Annotated in this window: 19 protein-coding genes; 3 read left to right on the top strand and 16 right to left on the bottom strand. The window is 36.4% G+C overall.

All coding sequences use genetic code 11. The features are described from left to right. Positions 1-2 precede the first annotated feature (2 nt). The 6 genes from PGC14_RS12945 to PGC14_RS12920 all read right to left on the bottom strand — a co-directional run bounded on the left by PGC14_RS12945 (position 3) and on the right by PGC14_RS12920 (position 5,342). Entirely contained in the window at positions 3-2,462 is a 2,460-nt protein-coding gene (locus PGC14_RS12945; protein WP_271629157.1) for a heavy metal translocating P-type ATPase, read from the bottom strand. A gap of 110 nt (positions 2,463-2,572) precedes the next feature. Then, complete coding sequence (locus tag PGC14_RS12940) at positions 2,573-2,992, bottom strand: DUF134 domain-containing protein (protein WP_271629156.1); 420 nt, start codon at positions 2,990-2,992, stop codon at positions 2,573-2,575. Positions 2,993-3,152: 160 nt separating this feature from the next. Next, the gene (locus tag PGC14_RS12935; RefSeq protein WP_271629155.1) at positions 3,153-3,539 is read right to left on the bottom strand and encodes a NifB/NifX family molybdenum-iron cluster-binding protein; all 387 of its coding nucleotides are present in this window, start codon (positions 3,537-3,539) and stop codon (positions 3,153-3,155) included. Between the two features lie 19 nt (positions 3,540-3,558). Continuing rightward, positions 3,559-3,993 (bottom strand): hypothetical protein, encoded by a 435-nt coding sequence (locus PGC14_RS12930; RefSeq protein WP_271629154.1) that lies wholly within the window; start codon positions 3,991-3,993, stop codon positions 3,559-3,561. Between the two features lie 122 nt (positions 3,994-4,115). Beyond that, complete coding sequence (locus tag PGC14_RS12925) at positions 4,116-4,352, bottom strand: DUF5320 family protein (protein WP_271629153.1); 237 nt, start codon at positions 4,350-4,352, stop codon at positions 4,116-4,118. Between the two features lie 207 nt (positions 4,353-4,559). Further along, positions 4,560-5,342 carry an Mrp/NBP35 family ATP-binding protein gene (locus tag PGC14_RS12920; RefSeq protein WP_271629152.1) on the bottom strand — a complete coding sequence of 261 codons (783 nt, stop codon included), beginning with the start codon at positions 5,340-5,342 and terminating at the stop codon, positions 4,560-4,562. Between the two features lie 158 nt (positions 5,343-5,500). Here PGC14_RS12920 and PGC14_RS12915 point away from each other — a divergent pair, with 158 nt between their 5' ends. The 3 genes from PGC14_RS12915 to PGC14_RS12905 are packed head-to-tail and all read left to right on the top strand — an operon-like array spanning position 5,501 to position 7,912. Further along, entirely contained in the window at positions 5,501-7,150 is a 1,650-nt protein-coding gene (locus tag PGC14_RS12915; protein WP_271629151.1) for a putative bifunctional diguanylate cyclase/phosphodiesterase, read from the top strand. A 56-nt stretch (positions 7,151-7,206) separates the two neighbouring features. After that, positions 7,207-7,530, top strand: a complete 324-nt coding sequence (locus PGC14_RS12910) for a nucleotidyltransferase domain-containing protein (protein WP_039767445.1) — start codon at positions 7,207-7,209, stop codon at positions 7,528-7,530. Then, positions 7,517-7,912 carry a HEPN domain-containing protein gene (locus tag PGC14_RS12905; RefSeq protein WP_039767446.1) on the top strand — a complete coding sequence of 132 codons (396 nt, stop codon included), beginning with the start codon at positions 7,517-7,519 and terminating at the stop codon, positions 7,910-7,912. The genes PGC14_RS12910 and PGC14_RS12905 overlap by 14 nt, the downstream gene beginning before the upstream one ends. Positions 7,913-7,928: 16 nt before the next feature. On the opposite strand, the gene rimI is transcribed toward PGC14_RS12905, so the two are convergent. The 10 genes from rimI to PGC14_RS12855 all read right to left on the bottom strand — a co-directional run bounded on the left by rimI (position 7,929) and on the right by PGC14_RS12855 (position 17,666). Further along, positions 7,929-8,390: a ribosomal protein S18-alanine N-acetyltransferase gene (gene rimI / locus PGC14_RS12900; RefSeq protein ID WP_039767448.1), complete on the bottom strand. Its 462-nt coding sequence runs from the start codon at positions 8,388-8,390 to the stop codon at positions 7,929-7,931. 2 nt (positions 8,391-8,392) lie between these two features. After that, positions 8,393-9,049 (bottom strand): tRNA (adenosine(37)-N6)-threonylcarbamoyltransferase complex dimerization subunit type 1 TsaB, encoded by a 657-nt coding sequence (gene tsaB, locus PGC14_RS12895; RefSeq protein WP_039767450.1) that lies wholly within the window; start codon positions 9,047-9,049, stop codon positions 8,393-8,395. Next, a complete protein-coding gene (gene tsaE / locus PGC14_RS12890) occupies positions 9,030-9,497 on the bottom strand; it encodes a tRNA (adenosine(37)-N6)-threonylcarbamoyltransferase complex ATPase subunit type 1 TsaE (RefSeq protein WP_039767452.1) in 468 nt (155 codons plus the stop codon). The genes tsaB and tsaE overlap by 20 nt, the downstream gene beginning before the upstream one ends. Before the next feature lie 48 nt (positions 9,498-9,545). Next, positions 9,546-10,712, bottom strand: a complete 1,167-nt coding sequence (locus PGC14_RS12885) for an amidohydrolase (protein WP_271629150.1) — start codon at positions 10,710-10,712, stop codon at positions 9,546-9,548. 29 nt (positions 10,713-10,741) lie between these two features. After that, complete coding sequence (locus PGC14_RS12880; protein ID WP_039767457.1) at positions 10,742-12,181, bottom strand: hypothetical protein; 1,440 nt, start codon at positions 12,179-12,181, stop codon at positions 10,742-10,744. Positions 12,182-12,245: 64 nt separating this feature from the next. Next, positions 12,246-13,016 carry a GTP cyclohydrolase FolE2 gene (gene folE2, locus PGC14_RS12875; protein ID WP_271629149.1) on the bottom strand — a complete coding sequence of 257 codons (771 nt, stop codon included), beginning with the start codon at positions 13,014-13,016 and terminating at the stop codon, positions 12,246-12,248. Next, positions 13,009-13,374, bottom strand: a complete 366-nt coding sequence (queD, locus tag PGC14_RS12870; RefSeq protein ID WP_127351017.1) for a 6-carboxytetrahydropterin synthase QueD — start codon at positions 13,372-13,374, stop codon at positions 13,009-13,011. The genes folE2 and queD overlap by 8 nt, the downstream gene beginning before the upstream one ends. Before the next feature lie 176 nt (positions 13,375-13,550). Then, positions 13,551-13,805 (bottom strand): hypothetical protein, encoded by a 255-nt coding sequence (locus PGC14_RS12865; protein ID WP_271629148.1) that lies wholly within the window; start codon positions 13,803-13,805, stop codon positions 13,551-13,553. A 73-nt stretch (positions 13,806-13,878) separates the two neighbouring features. After that, positions 13,879-14,127 carry a hypothetical protein gene (locus PGC14_RS12860; protein WP_271629147.1) on the bottom strand — a complete coding sequence of 83 codons (249 nt, stop codon included), beginning with the start codon at positions 14,125-14,127 and terminating at the stop codon, positions 13,879-13,881. A gap of 68 nt (positions 14,128-14,195) precedes the next feature. Continuing rightward, on the bottom strand, positions 14,196-17,666 hold the full coding sequence (locus tag PGC14_RS12855) for an Ig-like domain-containing protein (RefSeq protein WP_039767463.1): 3,471 nt from the start codon (positions 17,664-17,666) through the stop codon (positions 14,196-14,198). Between the last annotated feature and the right edge of the window lie 863 nt (positions 17,667-18,529).

The raw sequence follows: 18,529 nt of genomic DNA, 5'->3' as shown, positions 1-18,529 counted from the left end.
TTTTATTTTGCAGGTCTATATCTTCGCAAACGCAGAGCGTTTGTGACAACCGACACAGACGAGAACGCCATTGCCAAAGCTGCTATTACCGGGTTCAAAAGCGGGCCGCCAAATATGTGCAAAACTCCAGCAGCAATTGGAATACCAGCAGTGTTGTAGAAAAATGCCCAGAAGAGATTCTGTTTTATGTTCCTTATTGCTTTCTTGCTAAGATCAATAGCTGTCACCACATCCATTATATCGCTCTTCATTAGCACAACATCAGCAGATTCAATTGCAACATCTGTACCAGACCCAATTGCAATTCCAACGTCAGCCTGAGTCAATGCTGGAGCATCATTGATTCCATCGCCAACCATTACAACCTTTTTCCCTTCTGTCTGGAGCTTTTTTACTTCTTCAGCCTTATTTTGAGGCAAAACTTCAGCAATAACTTTATCTATGCCAACCTGTTTTGCTATTGCCAGAGCAGTTTGCCTGTTGTCACCTGTTAACATAACAGTGTTAATGCCCATCTTATGCAAAATCTCTATCGCTTTTTTACTTGTAGGTTTGATAACATCAGCAACAGCAATTATTCCAGCAAACTTACCATCAATTGCAATGAACATAGCAGTCTTTCCTTCTTGTGACAATCTCTGAACCTCGTCTGTCAACCAAATGCTTACGTTTCTCTGTTCCATCAACCTCCTATTGCCAAGCAAGATATTTTTGCCATCCACTGTAGCTTCAATTCCAAACCCTGGAATAGCCTCAAACTCTTGTGCATCAACAAGGTCTAAGTTCTTTTCTTTCGCATAGTTTACTATTGCCTCAGCCAAAGGATGTTCTGATGTTTTTTCTGCCGAGGCAGCAAGTCTTAGGACTTCTAATTCATCAAATCCTTCGGCAGTTATGATGTCTGTAACTTTTGGTTTTCCTTCGGTAATTGTCCCTGTCTTGTCGAAAACAATAGTATCAATTTTATGCAATGTCTCAAGCGCTTCACCGCTTTTGAACAGCACTCCAAATTCAGCACCCTTACCTGTTGCAACCATTACTGCAGTCGGTGTTGCTAACCCCAGTGCGCACGGGCATGCAATGATGAGCACAGTTATAAATACTTTCAAGGCAAAGCTACCTGGTTTGCCCCATACATACCAAAGCGTTCCCGAGATTATTGCAATTGCTATCACCGCAGGGACAAAATAGCCAGAAATAATGTCTGCAAGTCGTGCAATTGGTGGTTTTGAAGCTTGCGCTTCCTCTATTAGCTTTATTATCTGCGACAGCACAGTATCTTTACCAACTTTTGTTGCTCTGACTTTTATAGTACCGTTTTTGTTAATTGTGCCACCATATACAGGGCTTCCAACTGTTTTTTCAACTGGAATGCTTTCGCCGGTTAGCATTGACTCATCAACAGAAGTTCTTCCGTCTATTACTTCACCATCAGTTGGAATTTTCTCACCAGGTTTTATTATCAAAATATCTCCAACTTCTATCTCTTCAATTGGAATAACCGTTTCCTGACCGTCACGCAAAATAGTTGCTGTTTTTGGAGCAAGTCCCATCAGTTTTTTGATTGCATCAGATGCTCTTCCTTTTGAAACCACCTCAAAGTATCTGCCAAGAAGAATGAGCGTAATTATTACTCCTGCTGTCTCAAAATACGACTCTTCAACAAAGCTTGTATCACCAGCAGCGATTTTAAACATTCCATAGATTCCATATATATATGCTGCAGCAGTACCAATAGCAATCAACGAATCCATATTTGGGTGGCGTTGTATAAGCCTACTAAACCCCACTGTGTAAAATCGTATACCTGCTATAAAGATTGGTATTGACAGTATCAATTGGATAAAAACAAAGTTGAAAGGATTTTTATCAGGGTCAATTATCTGAGGGAGGGGCAAACCGATAATATTGCCCATCGCAATATACAGTACTGGTACAGCAAAAATAGCTGAAATTACAAATCTTTTGAACCAGTATTGCTCTTCAAGCTTTTTACGATCTGCTTGGCTTTCTGCAGCAGTAGTTTCTTCTACCTCAAGTGGAGTATAACCTGCTTTTTTGATTGCTTCTTTAATCTCTGAAAGCCTTACTTTGGAAGGATCATAAACAACTCTTGCTTTTTCTGTTGCAAAATTAACACTCACTTCTTTAATGCCCGGCAACTTCGAGATAGATTTTTCAATAGCCCTTGCACATGATGCACATGACATACCACTAATTGGTATTATAACATCTTTTGCCGTGTCATCTGGAATGTCTTTTACATCATAACCTGCCTTCTTTACAGCTTCTTTTATCTTCTCCAGGTTAGTTTTGGTTTCGTCATACTCTACAACAAGCTTTTCTGTGGCGAAATTTACAGAAGCCGAATTTACACCTTCTACTTTGCTTACACTCTTTTCAATAGCTCTTGCACATGAAGCACAGCTCATACCCATAACATCTAATATTTTTCTTTCCACTTTATTTCATCCCCCTTTTGGCATATGCCATTTTCAATCATATTATATACTCTACTATTCCTATATGTCAAGTGGGAATTAAAAATAAATAAAAAAATTTTCATCATCAATTATCTTCTTCCATGTCCAAAGCAATAGCATCTTCCTCTGCCTCTTGTGCAACCAATGTCTTTCGAATGGCAATCTGGACATTCATGGTAATCTGAGTCGAAGACTTTTCCACAGTTTAGGCATATATATGAACACTTTCCATATACATAATTCCCGCCTTCTATCCTTATAGCCTTGCCATGGACAAGCGCATCTGCAATCTTTTTCCTTGCCTCTTCTAAAATGAGTTGAAAGGTCTGACGCGAGACTTGCATCTTCTGGGCACACTCTTCCTGCATCAGCCCTTCCAGATCTTTTAGCCTGATTGCCTCTAATTCTTCTACCTTTAATGTTACTTCATCACTGGTCCCTTGAGCAGGAGAAAAATACTTAAATTTTGGTAAAAACTCAACCCTTCGGCACCTAATTGGTCTTGGCAAAACTCAGGCCCCCTTTTTTGTTCTCACCTTTGCTTGAAATTTTTGCGCCAACTTAAATTCTCTCTTTATATAGTTTATTATACCACTATATTTCATTTTTTTAACGCAAAATAGTTTGGCAAGTAAGCATTGTGGGTTTACACATCTTAGAAAAATGGTATCAGGAAGGCATGCCTCGACCATGCCTGTGATGGTGCAACCCCTCTTCATGGTCATGAATTTCTCTTGCAAGCATTTCATCTGATTTTAGCTCACCTTTTAATAGCTTTTCAACTGCTTCATCTGGAGAGCCCAAAACACCGATGAAATACTTAATACCAAGATTGTCAAATATATATCTTGCCCGCTCACCAATTGACCCTGCAATTACAACGTCTGCACCTTTTTCTTTTATAAACTTTGTAAAAAGGCCAGCTCTGTGCTCTGGCATGTCAAAATATTCTTTTCCTACAATAGCACCATTTTCAACTGTATATATGCAAACTTTTTCGCTGCCACCAAAATGAAGGCTTATTTTGTCACCTATTAGCATAACTGCTATTTTCATTGTTTATCTCCTCCTTTTTTTAACTCAATGGATTTGAACTTTTGGACAGCAAGCAATTTTTGCAAACCCCGTGAAATTCGTACAATACAAATTTTGAATCAAAATCATACAGTTTTTTTATCTCTCTTTTAACCTTTTCAAGTGTTGTGTTTCTCAGCTTTAGCCAGAATCTCTGATTACATATATCACATACAAAGAAGGTTAAATTCAAGCTCTTATTGGACCTGTCACCGATATAGGCAATGTATTTATCATTAGCTACATCAAATGCTACTATTAATCCTTTTTTCTCTAATCTGGCTACACCTCTATAGATAGTACTCAAACTTGCAAAGCTTATTAGTTTTTTAACCAAGTCTTCTTTTTTCGCAATGTTGCCATTTTCTTTTAAATTGTCAAGTATCATTTCACATATTTGATTATTTCTTAAAACCCTCTTTTTATACACCACCATATCATTTCACCATATTTTGAAACTGAAGCTCATTCCTTTTCAATCTACACCTAAAAAGGTATTTTAGGGGGGCAACGAGAATTTACCTTTTTGAAAGCCCCCCTTCAAAAAATTTTTAGCTTTTACTCTTGTTTTTGATCCTTTGAAAGAAGCTTGTCAATTAGTTTTAACCTTTGCTCTAAAACCTGCTTTTCATACTCCAAAGCTTCTTTAGCAAAAGGAACTTCACTTGAGCCTGTCAAATATAGCCATTTGCAAATTCCAAGGCCTCTGCCAAAACCAAAACCGCCGCCAAAACCTCTGCCAAAGCCTCTTGCAAATCCTCCTCCTGCCCACGCAGGTCCAAAACCCCAAGGCATCATTTTTCACCTCCGAAGCTGTTTTTGTCTTATTATTGGCATATGCCAATTATAATTATACTCTGTTTTTGGCATATGTCAATAACTTTTTTGAAAAAATTTTACCCTTGTTTTTTCACAAGGGCACTGATCAGCCAAGATAAATTGTTTTGACGCTTAAAAAGCTCTCAAGTTTTTAAAACAAAAAGCCACCTAAAAGCCTTTTCTTTATGCAATCTCTTTCTTCAAAACTTCAATGCAAGAATCCAGGTACAAGTTCCTTGCCTTTTCAATTTCACCTTCATCACAAAGTTTAGTAAGTTCTGGGTCTATTGGAACCTTGCCCAAAATTTTTAAATCTAACTCCTGGGCTATGCTCTCTAATTTGCTTTTGCCAAAGATTTCAATCTCTTTTCCGCAATGAGGACATATTGCATAGCTCATATTCTCTACAATCCCCACAATTGGTATATCCATCTGTTTTGCCATGTTATAGGCTTTTTTGACTATTAAAGATACAAGGTCTTGAGGAGATGTTACAATTATTATCCCATCAATTGGAATTGACTGAAAAACTGTGAGAACAACATCACCAGTTCCAGGTGGCATGTCAATAAGAAGATAGTCCAGTACACCCCAGCCAACCTCTGTCCAAAACTGTTCTATTGTTTTTGCAATGAGCGGTCCTCTCCAAATAACAGGAGCATCCTCTTTATTTAAAAGCAGATTCATTGACATTATTCTTATATCATTATGAGTCCTCACAGGATAAATTGCTTTAGAGTCAGAATCAATCTTTGCGCCAGTTACACCAAAAATCTTTGGAATGGAAGGGCCTGTAATATCAGCATCAAACACCCCTACATCAAACCCTTCTCTTCTCAGTCCCACCGCTAAAAGGGATGTAACAAGGCTTTTTCCAACTCCGCCTTTGCCACTGACAATTGCATAAATCTTTTTAACATCAGTAAATTCATTTTTGGGAATTGGGTGCATTACATTTTCTCTCAACTCAAATCTCTCCTTATCATAAAGTTTTCTTGTGCTTTCATATTTTATATTCATTTTTGGCATATGTCAATAACTTTTAAATTTTAATGTTAATTATTTTTACAAACCGGGTATAAATATTTTTAAAGGTTATGTAAAGTAAATAGTGGAGTAAAAAAATGAAAGAAAAGAACAAAGGTGCGGGTCGAAAAGCGAGTAGTTATGCTGCAAAAATAGCTGGAATTTACATGCTTGTGGGTAGTGTGTGGATTATTTCATCTGACTACATAGCAAGTAAGATGTTTGAAAGCAAACAGCTTTTTTCATTGATTTCTATCTTGAAGGGCTGGATGTTTGTTGTAATCACTGGAATTCTTTTGTACTTTTTAATACGTGGTAAGTTATACACTTTACATCTTTCCGAAAGCAAATTGCAAAATACCTTAGAAGAACTGCAAAAGACAAATGCAGAGCTTTCACAAACACAAGAGAAGTTAGCTGTTCAGTACAAAAAGCTTGCAAAAAATCAAGCAAAGATAAGAGAGCTTTCTTTTTTCGACAGTTTAACAGGACTTCCGAACAAAAACCATTTTCAGCTTGTGCTTGAAAAGGCTGTAAAAGAAGCTTATTTGAAAAATCAGCAGCTTGCTATTATCTATATAGACATTGATAACCTTAACAAAGTCAACAACACTTTAGGACATATAGCAGGAGATTCGGTTTTGAAAAAGATTGCTAATAGACTAAAATCAGTAGTAGCCGACAAAGGTTTTGTTGCCCGTCTTACAGGCGATGAGTTTGCAATAATTTTGTATAACTTTATTGATATCCATTTACTTGACTATTTTATACACAAATTTACCAGCATATTTAACAAACTTTGGAAAATTATGGATTATGAATTCTATATAACAGCCAGCATTGGAATTGCTATATTTCCTAATGATGGCAATGATGCAACAACACTTTTGGAAAATGCTCACAAAGCTTTGAATAGTGCAAAAGAGAAAGGGAAAAACACTTTTTGTTTTTACAATAAAGAAATGGACAAAGCTTTGCAGGAGCAATTTGAATTAGAATGGTCTTTGAGAAAGGCAATTGAACAAAATCAATTTGAATTGTTTTATCAGCCTATTATTGACCTTAAAAGAATGAAAATCTGTGGAGCAGAGGCATTAATTCGCTGGATTCATCCAGAAAAAGGATTTATTCCACCTCTTTCCTTTATTCCAATTGCTGAACAAACAGGTCTGATTTCTAAGATTGGTGAGTGGGTCATTTCAAGGTCGGTTTCCGACTTGAAAGAAATCAAAATGGCGATAAATGACAGTTTCTATGTTTCTGTAAATGTTTCATTGAAGGAGTTTTCAACCTCAAATTTTGTAGACAATGTTCTATATTCTATAAACAGTTTGAAGATCGAACCAACAGCATTTGGCATTGAAATCACAGAATCAGTTGCAATGGTTGACCCCCGAAAGACAATTGAGATTTTGAACTTTTTAAAAGAAAGAGGCATAAAGATCTTGCTTGACGATTTTGGAACAGGTTATTCATCTTTGAACTACCTAAAACAGCTTCCAATTGACATTGTCAAGATTGATAGAAGCTTTATACAAAATATGACCTATGACCAAAAAGAGCAAAAATTAGCAAAAAGCCTGATTAACCTTTCTCATATTTTAGATCTGAAAGTTGTTGCAGAAGGTATAGAAGATAAAAGACAGGCAGAACTTCTAAAAACCTTCTCATGTGACTTTGGGCAAGGGTATCTTTTTGGAAAGCCTATGCCAAAAGAAGAGCTTTTGGAGCTTGCAAAGAGATTTTAAAAGCCGGATAGAATTTGATATAATTAAATAACAAGAAAAATTAAGGGAGATAGCAAATGGAAAAGAACATGACTATATATGAAGAAGTTGAGTACTTAAAAGAACAGATTCTTAAAAAGTATCCTGTTGAGGATATAATTGTATTTGGTTCTGTTGCAAAAAGGGCTGTTAGAAAAAACAGTGATATTGACCTTTGCTTGATTATAGATACATCTGACAAAAGAAAGCTTGTTCAAGAAATCCTACTTAATTTAGACTACTCAAGAGATGTTGACATTATAGTATACACACCGGAAGAGTGGGAAAGACTTAAAAACGACACAACAACGTTTGCAAATTTAATTTATAGAACAGGAGTGAGTCTTCTTGGTAGATTCTAAGAAATTTACAGATTGGATTGAAATGGGAAAAAAAGACTTAAGAGCTGCTCAGATTCTTTATGAGCATGAAGGAGATAATGGCCTTGTTTGTTTTCATTGTCAACAGGCAGTCGAAAAATATTTGAAAGCATTTTTGCTACGTAAGACAGGAATAATTCATGAAGGTCACAATTTGCTTAAACTCTGCAAAAAAGCGATGGAATTTGAACCTTCTTTAAAAGAGTTTATAAAGGACGTTTCTTTTATAAATATGTTCTACATTGAAGTCAGATACCCACCTGATGAACCCATGTATGTAAGCGAGGAAGATACAATTGAGTGTTTAGAAGCAACAAAAAAAATATTAAAGAAAATAGAAGAAGCATTGGAATTTCAAAATTAGCAGTTTTATTGCTTCTTTAGGACTTGAGATTTCTAAAATAAAGCCACATTATTATGGCATCATCGGGCGGATTTGTATAGTAGTTTTTGCGAAGGCCTGCCTCTTTGAATCCAAAGCTTTTGTAAAGCGAGATTGCAGGGATGTTTTTGCTTCTCACCTCAAGTGTAAGGGCAATTATGCCATTTTCTTTTGCATACGAGATCAGAGCAGAAAGAAGCGCTTTGCCAATGCCCTGTCTTCGTTTTTGTGGATGCACTGCGATGTTTGTAATATGCCCCTCATCAACTATATGGTGCATTCCGGCAAATCCCCACACTTTTGCGTCCTCTTCGTATACAAAATAGATAGCATAATCATTTTCGGTCTCTGCCAAAAAGCTTTCTTTGCTCCATGGCACAGAAAAAGAAAGCTTTTCTATCTCATAAACGCTATCAATATCTTCCTTTGTCATACGTCTTACAATACCTTTTTGAGTCATTCTCATTTCCCTTCTGCATACGATTTTTTGAGATACAGCGGGACAAGTTCAAAGTGAGAAAGTAACTTGCCTTTTTCTGCAAGCCTTTTTGCTACAATTGCCACATTTGAAGCTCTTTGATACTGTAAAAACTTTGGTGCTAATCTAAAAGATGAAAAGTCATATACATCTAACCCCTCGCCAAAAAGAATAGGGTTGTATTTTTTGGCCATTTCTTTTGCTCTATCAACATCATAAACTGAGGTTTCTTCATAAGTCACAAGTTCTCCATCCTCAAACCTGAAAACCCCTGCAAATACTTTCTGAGACTTTGCATCCAAAATTGGCATTAAAAAATCTGATGATGAATAAAAGTTGTAACAAAGTGCTTCTAAAGTGTTTACACCAATGCAAGGTTTGTTTAGAGCAAAACAAAATCCTTTTATGGTTGAAACACCGATTCTGAGCCCTGTAAAAGAACCAGGGCCTATTGAGGCTGCAAACAGGTCTATGTCAGAGATGTCAATTGAAGCATTTTTGAGTGCCAAGTCAATTAAGTCAATTAACATAACAGAGTGAACAAGCTTTGTGTTAAGAGTTATCTCTGAGACAATCTTCTCACCGTCAAGTATACAGGCACTTGCCACCTTGCCCGATGTCTCAATCCCCAAAATCCTCATCCTTTTCAACCACATCCTCTATCTTTTTGTATCTATCCCCTATACCTTCTAAAATAATTTTCCGAACATTGCTATCAAGCCTTTCAATGACAATTTTAAGGCACTCTTTTGGATAAAGTCTCTTTAGTTTGTCTGCCCACTCTATCAAAGTTACACCATCATTATAAAAATACTCTTCATAGCCTATATCCTCAAGTTCATCCTCTTCTATTCTGTATATGTCAAAATGGTACACTGGCAATTTTCCATCATAAATATGAAATATAGTAAAGGTTGGGCTGGAAATATCATCTGTCGAAAAAGCCCTTGCAATGCCTTTTACCAAAGCAGTCTTGCCACTTCCAAGATCACCTTGCAACGTCACAATTGCACCTTTAAAAAGGTTTTTCCCTATCTTATAGCCAATTGAAATTGTCTCATCATATGAGTATGAAATTAGTTCTTTCATGGTCATTTACATCCTTTGAAAATTTTTGTTGCTATCTTACCTAAAATATTATTTTCTCTTATAAACAACTTGTCCGTTTATAAGTACATACTCTACCTCAGAGAAAAGCTCAAATGGATGGCCACTATAAATAACAATATCTGCATCCTTGCCCTCTTTTATGCTTCCTACCCTGCTGTCAACCCCTAAAATCTTTGCAGGGTTTATTGTAATTGCCTTTAAAGCTTCCAACTCGTCCATTCCACTTTTGCAAGCAAGCGCTGCACAAAGTGTTAGGTACTTTTGCGGAATTACAGGATGGTCGGTCATGATAGCAACAAGAATGCCGTTTTTAGCTAATATTCCGGGGTTTTTAAAGTCAAGGTTTTTAAGCTCAACCTTTGACCTGTCTGTAAGGTTTGGTCCAACAATACATGGGATGTTCTCTTCTTTCAGCTCATCTACAATCAAATACCCATCTGTCACATGGTCCAAAGTCAGGTTAACATCAAATTCTTTTGCAATCCTGATAGCTGTAAAGATATCATCTGCTCTGTGCGCATGTGCCTTGAGCGGAATCTCTTTATTTAGTACCTTAATCAAACTTTCGCTTTTCATATCAAACTCTGGAGGGTCTTTTTCATCGTCTTTTTCTGCTTCGAGCTTTTTGTTTAAGTACTCTTTAGCTTTAAAAAGAGCTTCTCTTAAGATTGCAGCTGTTGCCATGCGTGTCTGAGGCGCTTGATGCTTTTCATGGTAAACACTTTTTGGATTTTCGCCAAACGCAACCTTCATCGCAGCCGGCTCTTTTATAACCATCTTGTCAACTCTTTTGCCATATGTTTTTATAACACAAAACTGGCCGCCAATGACATTTGCACTCCCAGGGCCTGTTGCAACGCATGTAACCCCGCCTGCTCTCGCCTCTTCAAAACTTCTGTCAAATGGATTTATAGCATCAATTGCGCGAAGATGTGGTGTGACAGGGTCTGAATCTTCATTGCCATCTGCTCCTTCAAAGCCAACAGAGTCCTCCCACATCCCAATGTGAGAATGCGCATCAATAAACCCTGGAAACACAAGTTTTCCAGTTGCATCTATAACCTCTGCACCATTTGCCGTGATTTTCTCATCAATTTTGTGTATTTTACCATCTTTAATTAATATATCTCCTTTTTCGATTATTCCTTTTTCATCCATTGTAAAAATCTTTGCATTTTTAATAAGTATCTCCATCTATGTACCTCATCCCTTTCTATTTTATCTTACTTTGTTGCATTCATAAGATATGTCAGGTCAAACTTTGGCTTTAGCGCCAAGTGTGCATCTACACTCTTTTCAAAAAGATACACCTTGCCATAGTCTTTTGTCAATACATACACCTCTTCAAACCCGCTGGATCTCACAAGTTTTAGGTACTCAGCTGTGTCCTTTACTTCTTTTGCCTTTTCCATGAACTCTGGCTTCAATCCTAAATCAAAATCAACTGTGGTGACCTCGCCAGAAAGCTTGTCAAAGCTGATATTTAGCTTTCCTGCCATAACAAAAGCCCCGCCAATATAGAATTTGTATGAAACAGCATGTTCTTTCTCATTGTCAAAAATATATGATTTAGCAGTGACAAACTTTCCCAAAAGAGTTTGCATGAGCTGCTCTGCCCTGTCGTTCAAAACCTTAGCTTCTACCTTCTTGATATTGCCAGATGCTTTGAGGTTTGCTGTCATCTTGAGGATGTTTCCAAACTTATCCGCCGATATCTCTACCTTGCCATATAAACTATCTTTTTTGTACGAATATCCACCAGATGGCTCAATTTTGAATTCAGATAATGAAAATGGCAATCTTCTTTGCTGAGACGATAGCATGTTTAAAATCTTGCCAAATTTTAGCTTAACATACTCAACTGATGCCTTCTTTTGGACATAATCTACGTAATTGTTGTACTCTTGGAGATTAAATTTATTTGGGTTTAAATTGATCTCTGGGAAGACTTTTCCTTCTACATAGTCAAAGTAGAGGTCTTTTAAGGAGAGAATATTGTTTAATGTCGTATATTTTAAAAAAGAATCGCTGCTGATTGCTGGCACAATCTTTATACTTTTTAAAATTTTTTCCTCCTCATTCCCTTTTTTGCTACCAGTTTTAAAGTTTATATTCGAAAACCAGTTTATTTCAAACTCTAAAAGTTCTCCATTGTCTTTATTTAGAACAATCACTGCTTCATTTGACAGCACCTTTTTGTCCCCTTCAACACGGTAGAAGTTGCAGATGTATTTGTCTTTGGTTTGGGTGACATAAAGCTCAACATTTCCTTTTGTGTACGGTGCAAATTTGTACAGAAGCTTGAATGCTTTTGATTTTACATCATTGAATGAGAAGTCATTTACAACATCTGATGGTTGATACTTTTTGAAGTAAACAACTGACTGGCTCTCTTTCATATAGATTTCATATTTTGACTTATCATCTTCAAATAGGTATTTGTACATAAAAGTCTCATCAGGAAGCTTTTCGAGCTTGATATCACTTTCAACAAGCTGGGCATTTTTAAGACCAAATAGTTTTTTAAGATAGTTTATATTGTCCTCTTGCGGCAGGACATTCCGTACTGTTATATATTTTATCAAGAGAAAGATAAATACAATCCCAAACACCAGCACAGCAATACTGATTCCCAGCCTTTTTGTATATATCTTTATCTTCATTACGTGGCGGTTTTAAAAAACCTTCCCTCGCTTTTTCAAAAGCCGATTTATTACTTTAATTGTATCATTTTGTATTCTCCCCTTCAATATATGCAAATGCGTTGTGGTTATGAATACTCTCTATGCTCTCAACAAAAACCTTGTACCACTTGATTCGCTTGTCACTGTTTATTTTTACAACAACCTCACGCAAAAGGTCTTCAACAAACCTCGGGTTCTGGTAAGCACGTTCTGTAACCCATTTTTCATCAGGTCTTTTTAAGATAGAATACAGCGGGCATGAGGCAGAAGATTCTGCTATTTCAACAAGCTCTTCAATCCACATAAATCGCCTCATTTTAACTTCAATTGTCACATACGCTCTTTGGTTGTGTGCACCGTACTCAGAAATCTCTTTTGAGCACGGGCAAAGTGTGTGGACAGGAACAATTACACCTACTTTTAAATCAAACTTTTCGCCTTTTTCTGCTTCAAAGTAGCAGTCAACTTTTAAAGGTGCAAGGGTCTCGGTTACAGGTGTTCTTTTGTTTATAAAATATGGAAAGTCAAAACGAACGTAGGCTTTTTGAGAGTCAAGCTTCTCCTTTATTCTGTCAAGAAGCCTTTCTATTTCTTTTGGGCCTACCACATTTAGCTCATCTATTGCCTCAATAAATCGTGACATATGGGTGCCTCTCATATCACCTTTTAGCTCTGCAGCTGCAGTGATTTTTGCGATGGTTGTTTGAGTCTTGTTCGCCCTGTCCATCACAACAATTGGCCAATTCAAGTCTTTTATCCCTACTTTTTGAATGCTAATGCCGCGAAGGTCTTTCTGGCTCTGAACATCAATCATCATCTTCACCCCTGTAGACTGCGCCACTGTCTTCTGTTTCCCAGACTTCAATTTCATAAAGGGTACAATTTTGCGCTTTAATTTTATCATAGAGCCTTTGCCAAATCCACTTTGCAATGTTTTCTGCTGTTGGGTTTTCGATTATATCATTCAAATATGCATGGTCCAAAATGTCTATGACCTCTTTTTGGACAATGTCTTTGAGCAGGGCAAAATCTATAACCATGTCTTGCTCATCTAATTTTCCTTTGACTGTGACAACAAGCTTGTACGTGTGCCCATGCAACTTTTCACACTTTCCATGGTACTTTGTGAGGTTGTGCGCTGCATCAAACTTGAAGATTTTTTTGAGAAGCAAGGAAATATCACTCCTTTTTGCAAAAATGTAAAATTTAAAGAGGCTGCCTTTAAAACTAATACAGCCTCTTTTTAAATTTTGAGGTATTTTCAAGTTTTAAGAAGAAAACACCTTTATAAACTCTTCTGGGGTTATTATTCTAATTTTATTACTATGCATTTCTTTATCACGAGTAATCAAGTAATCTGCCTGTATCTTGAGAGCACAAATAATTTGTAATGATCCTCTAAATCATTATAGTCACTTTTTAATGATTTTATTATATCACTTTTTAATACACTTATAATATCTACCTTTTTGAAAATTATAAGAAGTAAATTTCTAATTCTGTCAACTTTCATTGTTTTTTTAGCAACATAGAAGAGGTCAGTCACACTATTTGCAGTCACATATGCCTTTATATCTTTTCTTAAAGTTATAATTTCGAACATTTTCTCAGCAGCATCTTTAAAAGGTTCTCTACCTTATATCCAATCTAAAACCACATTTGTATCAATTACAACCTTAGTCACTCCCCAAAATTCTCTCCTCTCTTACTGTATCTGCATCCATGTTAAGCTCCTTTGCAATACCTGTCAGTTCCTTTATTGCTTTTAAAACTTCTTCTGTATTATCTCTTCTCCTTTTCCTTTTCCTAATTGGAACGATTTTGGCAATTTTCTTGCCATCCTTTTGTAATATTATTTCTTCTTTCTCTATAATTTCCATATATTTGTCTACATCAGAAATTACCTCTTTGGCATCTAATATCATTTTAAACACCTCATCATTTATATAAAATCTTCAAATCTTCAATAAATATAATTATACCACAAACCCAACTACTTCTTCACAGCCTGGGTCAAGACAGAATTTCCTGCCAAATCCTTGACATTTGGTGATATGTTTACAATGCTCCCTGCTGGTAGTGGGTTTGTAAATGTTATTTCAACAACTCTATTGTCAGAAGATTTTACAAAGCTTATTATATTCCCGCCTGCAACGCAGGAGAAGTTCTGAGGGACCAATGTTGCTGGGTCCATTGGTTCTGTAAATGTAAGTTTTACCTTTCTTGTATCAGTTGTAGAAAACTCTGCTGACACATCAGGTGATGTCCTTTCTGTCACATGGTCGACAACCTGAGCTTTTGCAGGAACCACTGGATTGCCATTGTAGTCTATAATCAAATCAGGTCTTTTTATTTCGACAGAAATTGACCTGTCAACAACTCCTGGTTTTTTGACTTTTATATAAAGAACTCCATTTTGAGTGTAAGCTGTATAGTCGATATCAGGCAAAAGTGTTGCAGTTCCATCTTTTAGCTCAATGCCTGCTGCCAAGATTGTATTGTTTATACCAGGCAAAGTTGTAACAGGCTCATCAAACGTAACAATTATGGTATCAGAGTTTTGACCTGTGCCAACAGATACAGAAAGCTGCTGTGGTGAAATTTTGTCCTTCAGTTTTATATTCGGATAAAAGTTTACATCCAATGTAGGCGGAATATTCAGCACCTGGTCAAACTGGTCTTTTATGCCTGAACCTGTTGTATAGATTTTTAGATCTTCAGGTTCCTGGCCCGCGTCATTTGTATCCGCTTTAGCATCAGACGTTAACAGAGCCGCTGTTTTTAGTGTCACTACCTTTTTATCAGGACTAAGTACATAGCTTACAATTCCAAGGCTTACAATTTTGTCGTTATCAGGATTGCCATTGAGGCTGGTTGTGCTTTGGGCATTTCTGAACATTATCGAAGCTGGGTCAAATGATGCAAATATATAGTCATTTAGTACCTTTATCTGGATTGTGTTTTTGTCAATTGCTAAAACCTCAATGTCTTGCGGTGATATACCTTTGAAGTTGGCAAGAATTGAATACGGCATTGCAATTGTTGCATTTGCCAAAAAATTCCCTGCTGTATCAGTTAAAGTAGGTGCTGCAAGCTTGTCAACCACACCACCTGCTACAGACCACTTTCCAGGTGTTTTATCATCAGCACCGGGTATCAAAAGTGTCACCCTGTTTGCAGAAGGTGATATATAGTCAACCTTTGCACCTTTGACGCTTGAAAGTGGTATTGTGGCAGATGTACTACCTATAAAGTAACTGCTAAGGTTCTTTAATTTATCAACATCCATTGCCTCTGAGAAGAAGATGTCTATTTTATCATTGTCAGAGGCAGGGTCATACTTTGCAATGGCCGCTGTAATTGTTGGCGGCAATGTGTCTTTTGCAGCAAATGATAAAGTAGCGTCATCCATTATGTTTTCCCTTACAGACACATCTGGAATACTACTGATTTTTAAGATGTATGTCCCACCGTTTACTTTTTCAAGAGAGCTGAATTCCACCAAATATGTTGAATAGTCATTTTCTTTTAGCCTCTGAACACTTTTTGCAACCTGATCTAAAATTGTTTGTCCATCAGAGGACAGAAGCTTGAACGAAGACACTCTGTCCTGGGCATTGACACTCTCTGAAAATGTAACTTTTATAACATTCCCTTCTAAAACCTCAACAGACTTTACAGAGGGTTTTGTTGTATCATCGTTTGCTTTTGAAGAAACCACTACCCAGTTTGTATCTTTGTTCCCAAGAAGATCCTCAACATTTCTGTACCTTATCTCAAAAGACACAAGCGCTCTGACATCAAGCTTCAAAGCGGAGGCAAGTTCAATGTCAACTGTCTTTCCATCTGATAGCAGTTTCACTTTTGCACCAATTGCATGGTTTGTGTTGTCTGATGCCTGATACACTTCATACTCTCCAGTTGGCGTGCTACCATCAATTGTTCTTATCTCCTCATCAAATACAAGCTGGAGCCTATTGTTTGCAACAAAGTTCAAAGCAACATGCCTTGGTGGTGTTCTGTCAAGGGTTGTGGTGAAGGTTGTTTTATAGTATGCAATCCTGTAGCCTGCAAAGTCTTTGGCATCAGCAATTTCAATCGTGTGGCTGCCATCTGCAAGCGGTGTGTAGTTTTCAATCTCAATTGCATTCTCTTCATACTTTGGTGTAACCTTTGCATAAAGGTAGTTTCCATCAACTTTTATTGTTGCACCTACAGAAGATACATCGCAGATCTTAAAACTTCCATTTGAACTGCTATCAATTGGCTCATTGAATATCACTTTAAACTTTTTGCTGTTAATAACTTTAAAATCAACTACTTTGGGCTGGGTAGCATCAATGCAGGATATCTCTTTTGTGATGCTAAAGCTCTGTCCAGTTTCTGACATAAGGTTTGTAATTACAATTCTTACTTTGTCGCCTTGATTTAATTTGTTTTGAAATATTATACTCACTGTTTTGAAATCTTGTGATACTGCAAACTTTGCTGTTGAGTCCTCTTTGTCGTTGACATACACCTTAATTGGCAACGAGTCAATCTGGCTTTGAGAAATTGCTTTTGTGAATTTTATGTCTATCTTCTTGAGACTTTCAACCTTTATATCCTCACTTAAGCCAAATGGAATGACTTTAGCTGTAAATTTCAAATTGGTTGCTTGTCCTTTGTAAACAAATGTGTATTCTTTTCCTTCCTGCTGGGCAGCTGTCTTTATTTCAACAACCTTCTTTGTAGAGTCGGCAAATTTGACATCTAAGACGTTCAGTCCATTGTCAAACGCAAAGTTAGACTTGTCAAGTGTTTTCAGTTCCTTGTCAAAGGTGACTTTTACAGTTGTATTGTCAATGCTTTCAATTGCAACAGGTTTTGCTTCTTTTAGCGACTCATTCAAAAATGCATTGTATAGAATAACTGCTGTCTGACCGCGTGTAATAAGCTTTCCAACCTCAATCTCAGCCTCAATTCCAAAGTAAATGTTCATATCATAGGCTTTTTTGATGTAATTTAATGGATATTTCCCTTTTAGCTCATTTTCTTTAACGCCCAGAGCCCTTACAACCATTGCAGTGAGTTCTTCCACTTTTAAGTACTGGTCAGGCCTAAATGTTCCATCAGGATATCCTGTTATAAGCCCTATATTCTTTGCTGCTTCAATATATCCTAAAGCCCAGTGTGATACTGGGACATCTTTAAAAGAAGATCTTTTCTGGTTTGCATAAAAATCTGCCAAAGGTTTTTTGCCAAGAAGAATTATCATCATCTTTGCTATTTCTGATCTTTTAAGAGGCTTGTCAAGGTTAAGATTTCCTTTAGTATCTCCTGTCATCACTCCTTTTTGTTTTAACACTGTTGCTGCCTGGTTATAAGCTTGGGTGTTTGCTGCTATGCCAACAAAAGCAACGATATTTACTGTAAAGCAAACCAAAAATACAAAAGTAGCTAATCTTTTTAACAACTTACCCATCCCTTTTCTCTCTCCTCACAAAATATTTGAAAGTTTTAGAAGTAATGCTTGAGTATATTATATCATCTTTGTTGGAAATTGTTTAGTAATTTTTTCTTTATACAAGTCACAAAAAAAATTTACATATTTTTTTAACACTTGTGTAACAAAATCTATCCACTTTGTTCACAAAGGTCTCCAGAATATTTACAAATTACTAAAAGGTTTAAAAGCGCATTTGAATATGCTCTTTGGCGACATTATTCTCTTTGAAGCAAAAGCCTTCTTTCTTTTTTTGTCTCTGCTTGTTTTAAAAAGCTTGGAGACTATAGAGGCTTTGAGAAAGGAGGCTTTAAAAATCAGCTAATTTAATAGTGGTTTTCTCAATTTTTTATTTGTTTTATTTCAAGAAATCTGTAAGCTCAGCAATTTCGTTATCGTCATACTCTTTTTGAATTACTTTCTTTGCCGTCTCCATTTTAGCTTAGTAAATTTTTGCTGAATTGTATCCATATGTATAATAAAAATTAAAATAATAGGCAATTACAATGGAAAAGATATCACTAATTAGGTAGCAGAAAAATATTTTCAATAGAACCTTTTTCACCTCTTGAGAAATTGTTCTGACATTTTTAATTATTCAGTTTTCTTTACCTTTCTTGAGTGATATAATATTTGTAAATTAGTTATCATAATTTAGGTTAATTTTATATTTCAACACTCAAAACTGCAGAAGCTAATCACATTTTAATTTTCTATCTCATTTGGTTTTTACAACCAGAGTTAATGAGGGTATGGGTTTAGGCTTGTATCTTTCTTTGAAATCGTTTTCTTATATTGAAAGGTCCAAAAAATACTAAAATAGTTTCCACTTTGTAGATTCA

It is taken from the genome of Caldicellulosiruptor sp. DIB 104C (genome assembly GCF_028198085.1).
Taxonomy (GTDB): Bacteria; Bacillota; Thermoanaerobacteria; order Caldicellulosiruptorales; family Caldicellulosiruptoraceae; genus Caldicellulosiruptor; species Caldicellulosiruptor saccharolyticus.
Note: the sequence above shows the minus strand (reverse complement) of the source record. Positions and strands in the feature narration are given on the sequence as shown.

Coding starts and splice junctions, on each gene's coding strand:
- PGC14_RS12935 (WP_271629155.1), bottom strand. CDS start 3,539: ATGAAAATAGCAGTTATGCTAATAGGTGACAAAATAAGCCTTCATTTT.
- PGC14_RS12930 (WP_271629154.1), bottom strand. CDS start 3,993: ATGGTGGTGTATAAAAAGAGGGTTTTAAGAAATAATCAAATATGTGAA.
- PGC14_RS12925 (WP_271629153.1), bottom strand. CDS start 4,352: ATGCCTTGGGGTTTTGGACCTGCGTGGGCAGGAGGAGGATTTGCAAGA.
- PGC14_RS12915 (WP_271629151.1), top strand. CDS start 5,501: ATGAAAGAAAAGAACAAAGGTGCGGGTCGAAAAGCGAGTAGTTATGCT.
- PGC14_RS12910 (WP_039767445.1), top strand. CDS start 7,207: ATGGAAAAGAACATGACTATATATGAAGAAGTTGAGTACTTAAAAGAA.
- rimI (WP_039767448.1), bottom strand. CDS start 8,390: ATGACTCAAAAAGGTATTGTAAGACGTATGACAAAGGAAGATATTGAT.
- tsaB (WP_039767450.1), bottom strand. CDS start 9,049: ATGAGGATTTTGGGGATTGAGACATCGGGCAAGGTGGCAAGTGCCTGT.
- tsaE (WP_039767452.1), bottom strand. CDS start 9,497: ATGAAAGAACTAATTTCATACTCATATGATGAGACAATTTCAATTGGC.
- PGC14_RS12885 (WP_271629150.1), bottom strand. CDS start 10,712: ATGGAGATACTTATTAAAAATGCAAAGATTTTTACAATGGATGAAAAA.
- PGC14_RS12880 (WP_039767457.1), bottom strand. CDS start 12,181: ATGAAGATAAAGATATATACAAAAAGGCTGGGAATCAGTATTGCTGTG.
- folE2 (WP_271629149.1), bottom strand. CDS start 13,016: ATGATTGATGTTCAGAGCCAGAAAGACCTTCGCGGCATTAGCATTCAA.
- PGC14_RS12865 (WP_271629148.1), bottom strand. CDS start 13,805: ATGTTCGAAATTATAACTTTAAGAAAAGATATAAAGGCATATGTGACT.
- PGC14_RS12860 (WP_271629147.1), bottom strand. CDS start 14,127: ATGATATTAGATGCCAAAGAGGTAATTTCTGATGTAGACAAATATATG.
- PGC14_RS12855 (WP_039767463.1), bottom strand. CDS start 17,666: ATGGGTAAGTTGTTAAAAAGATTAGCTACTTTTGTATTTTTGGTTTGC.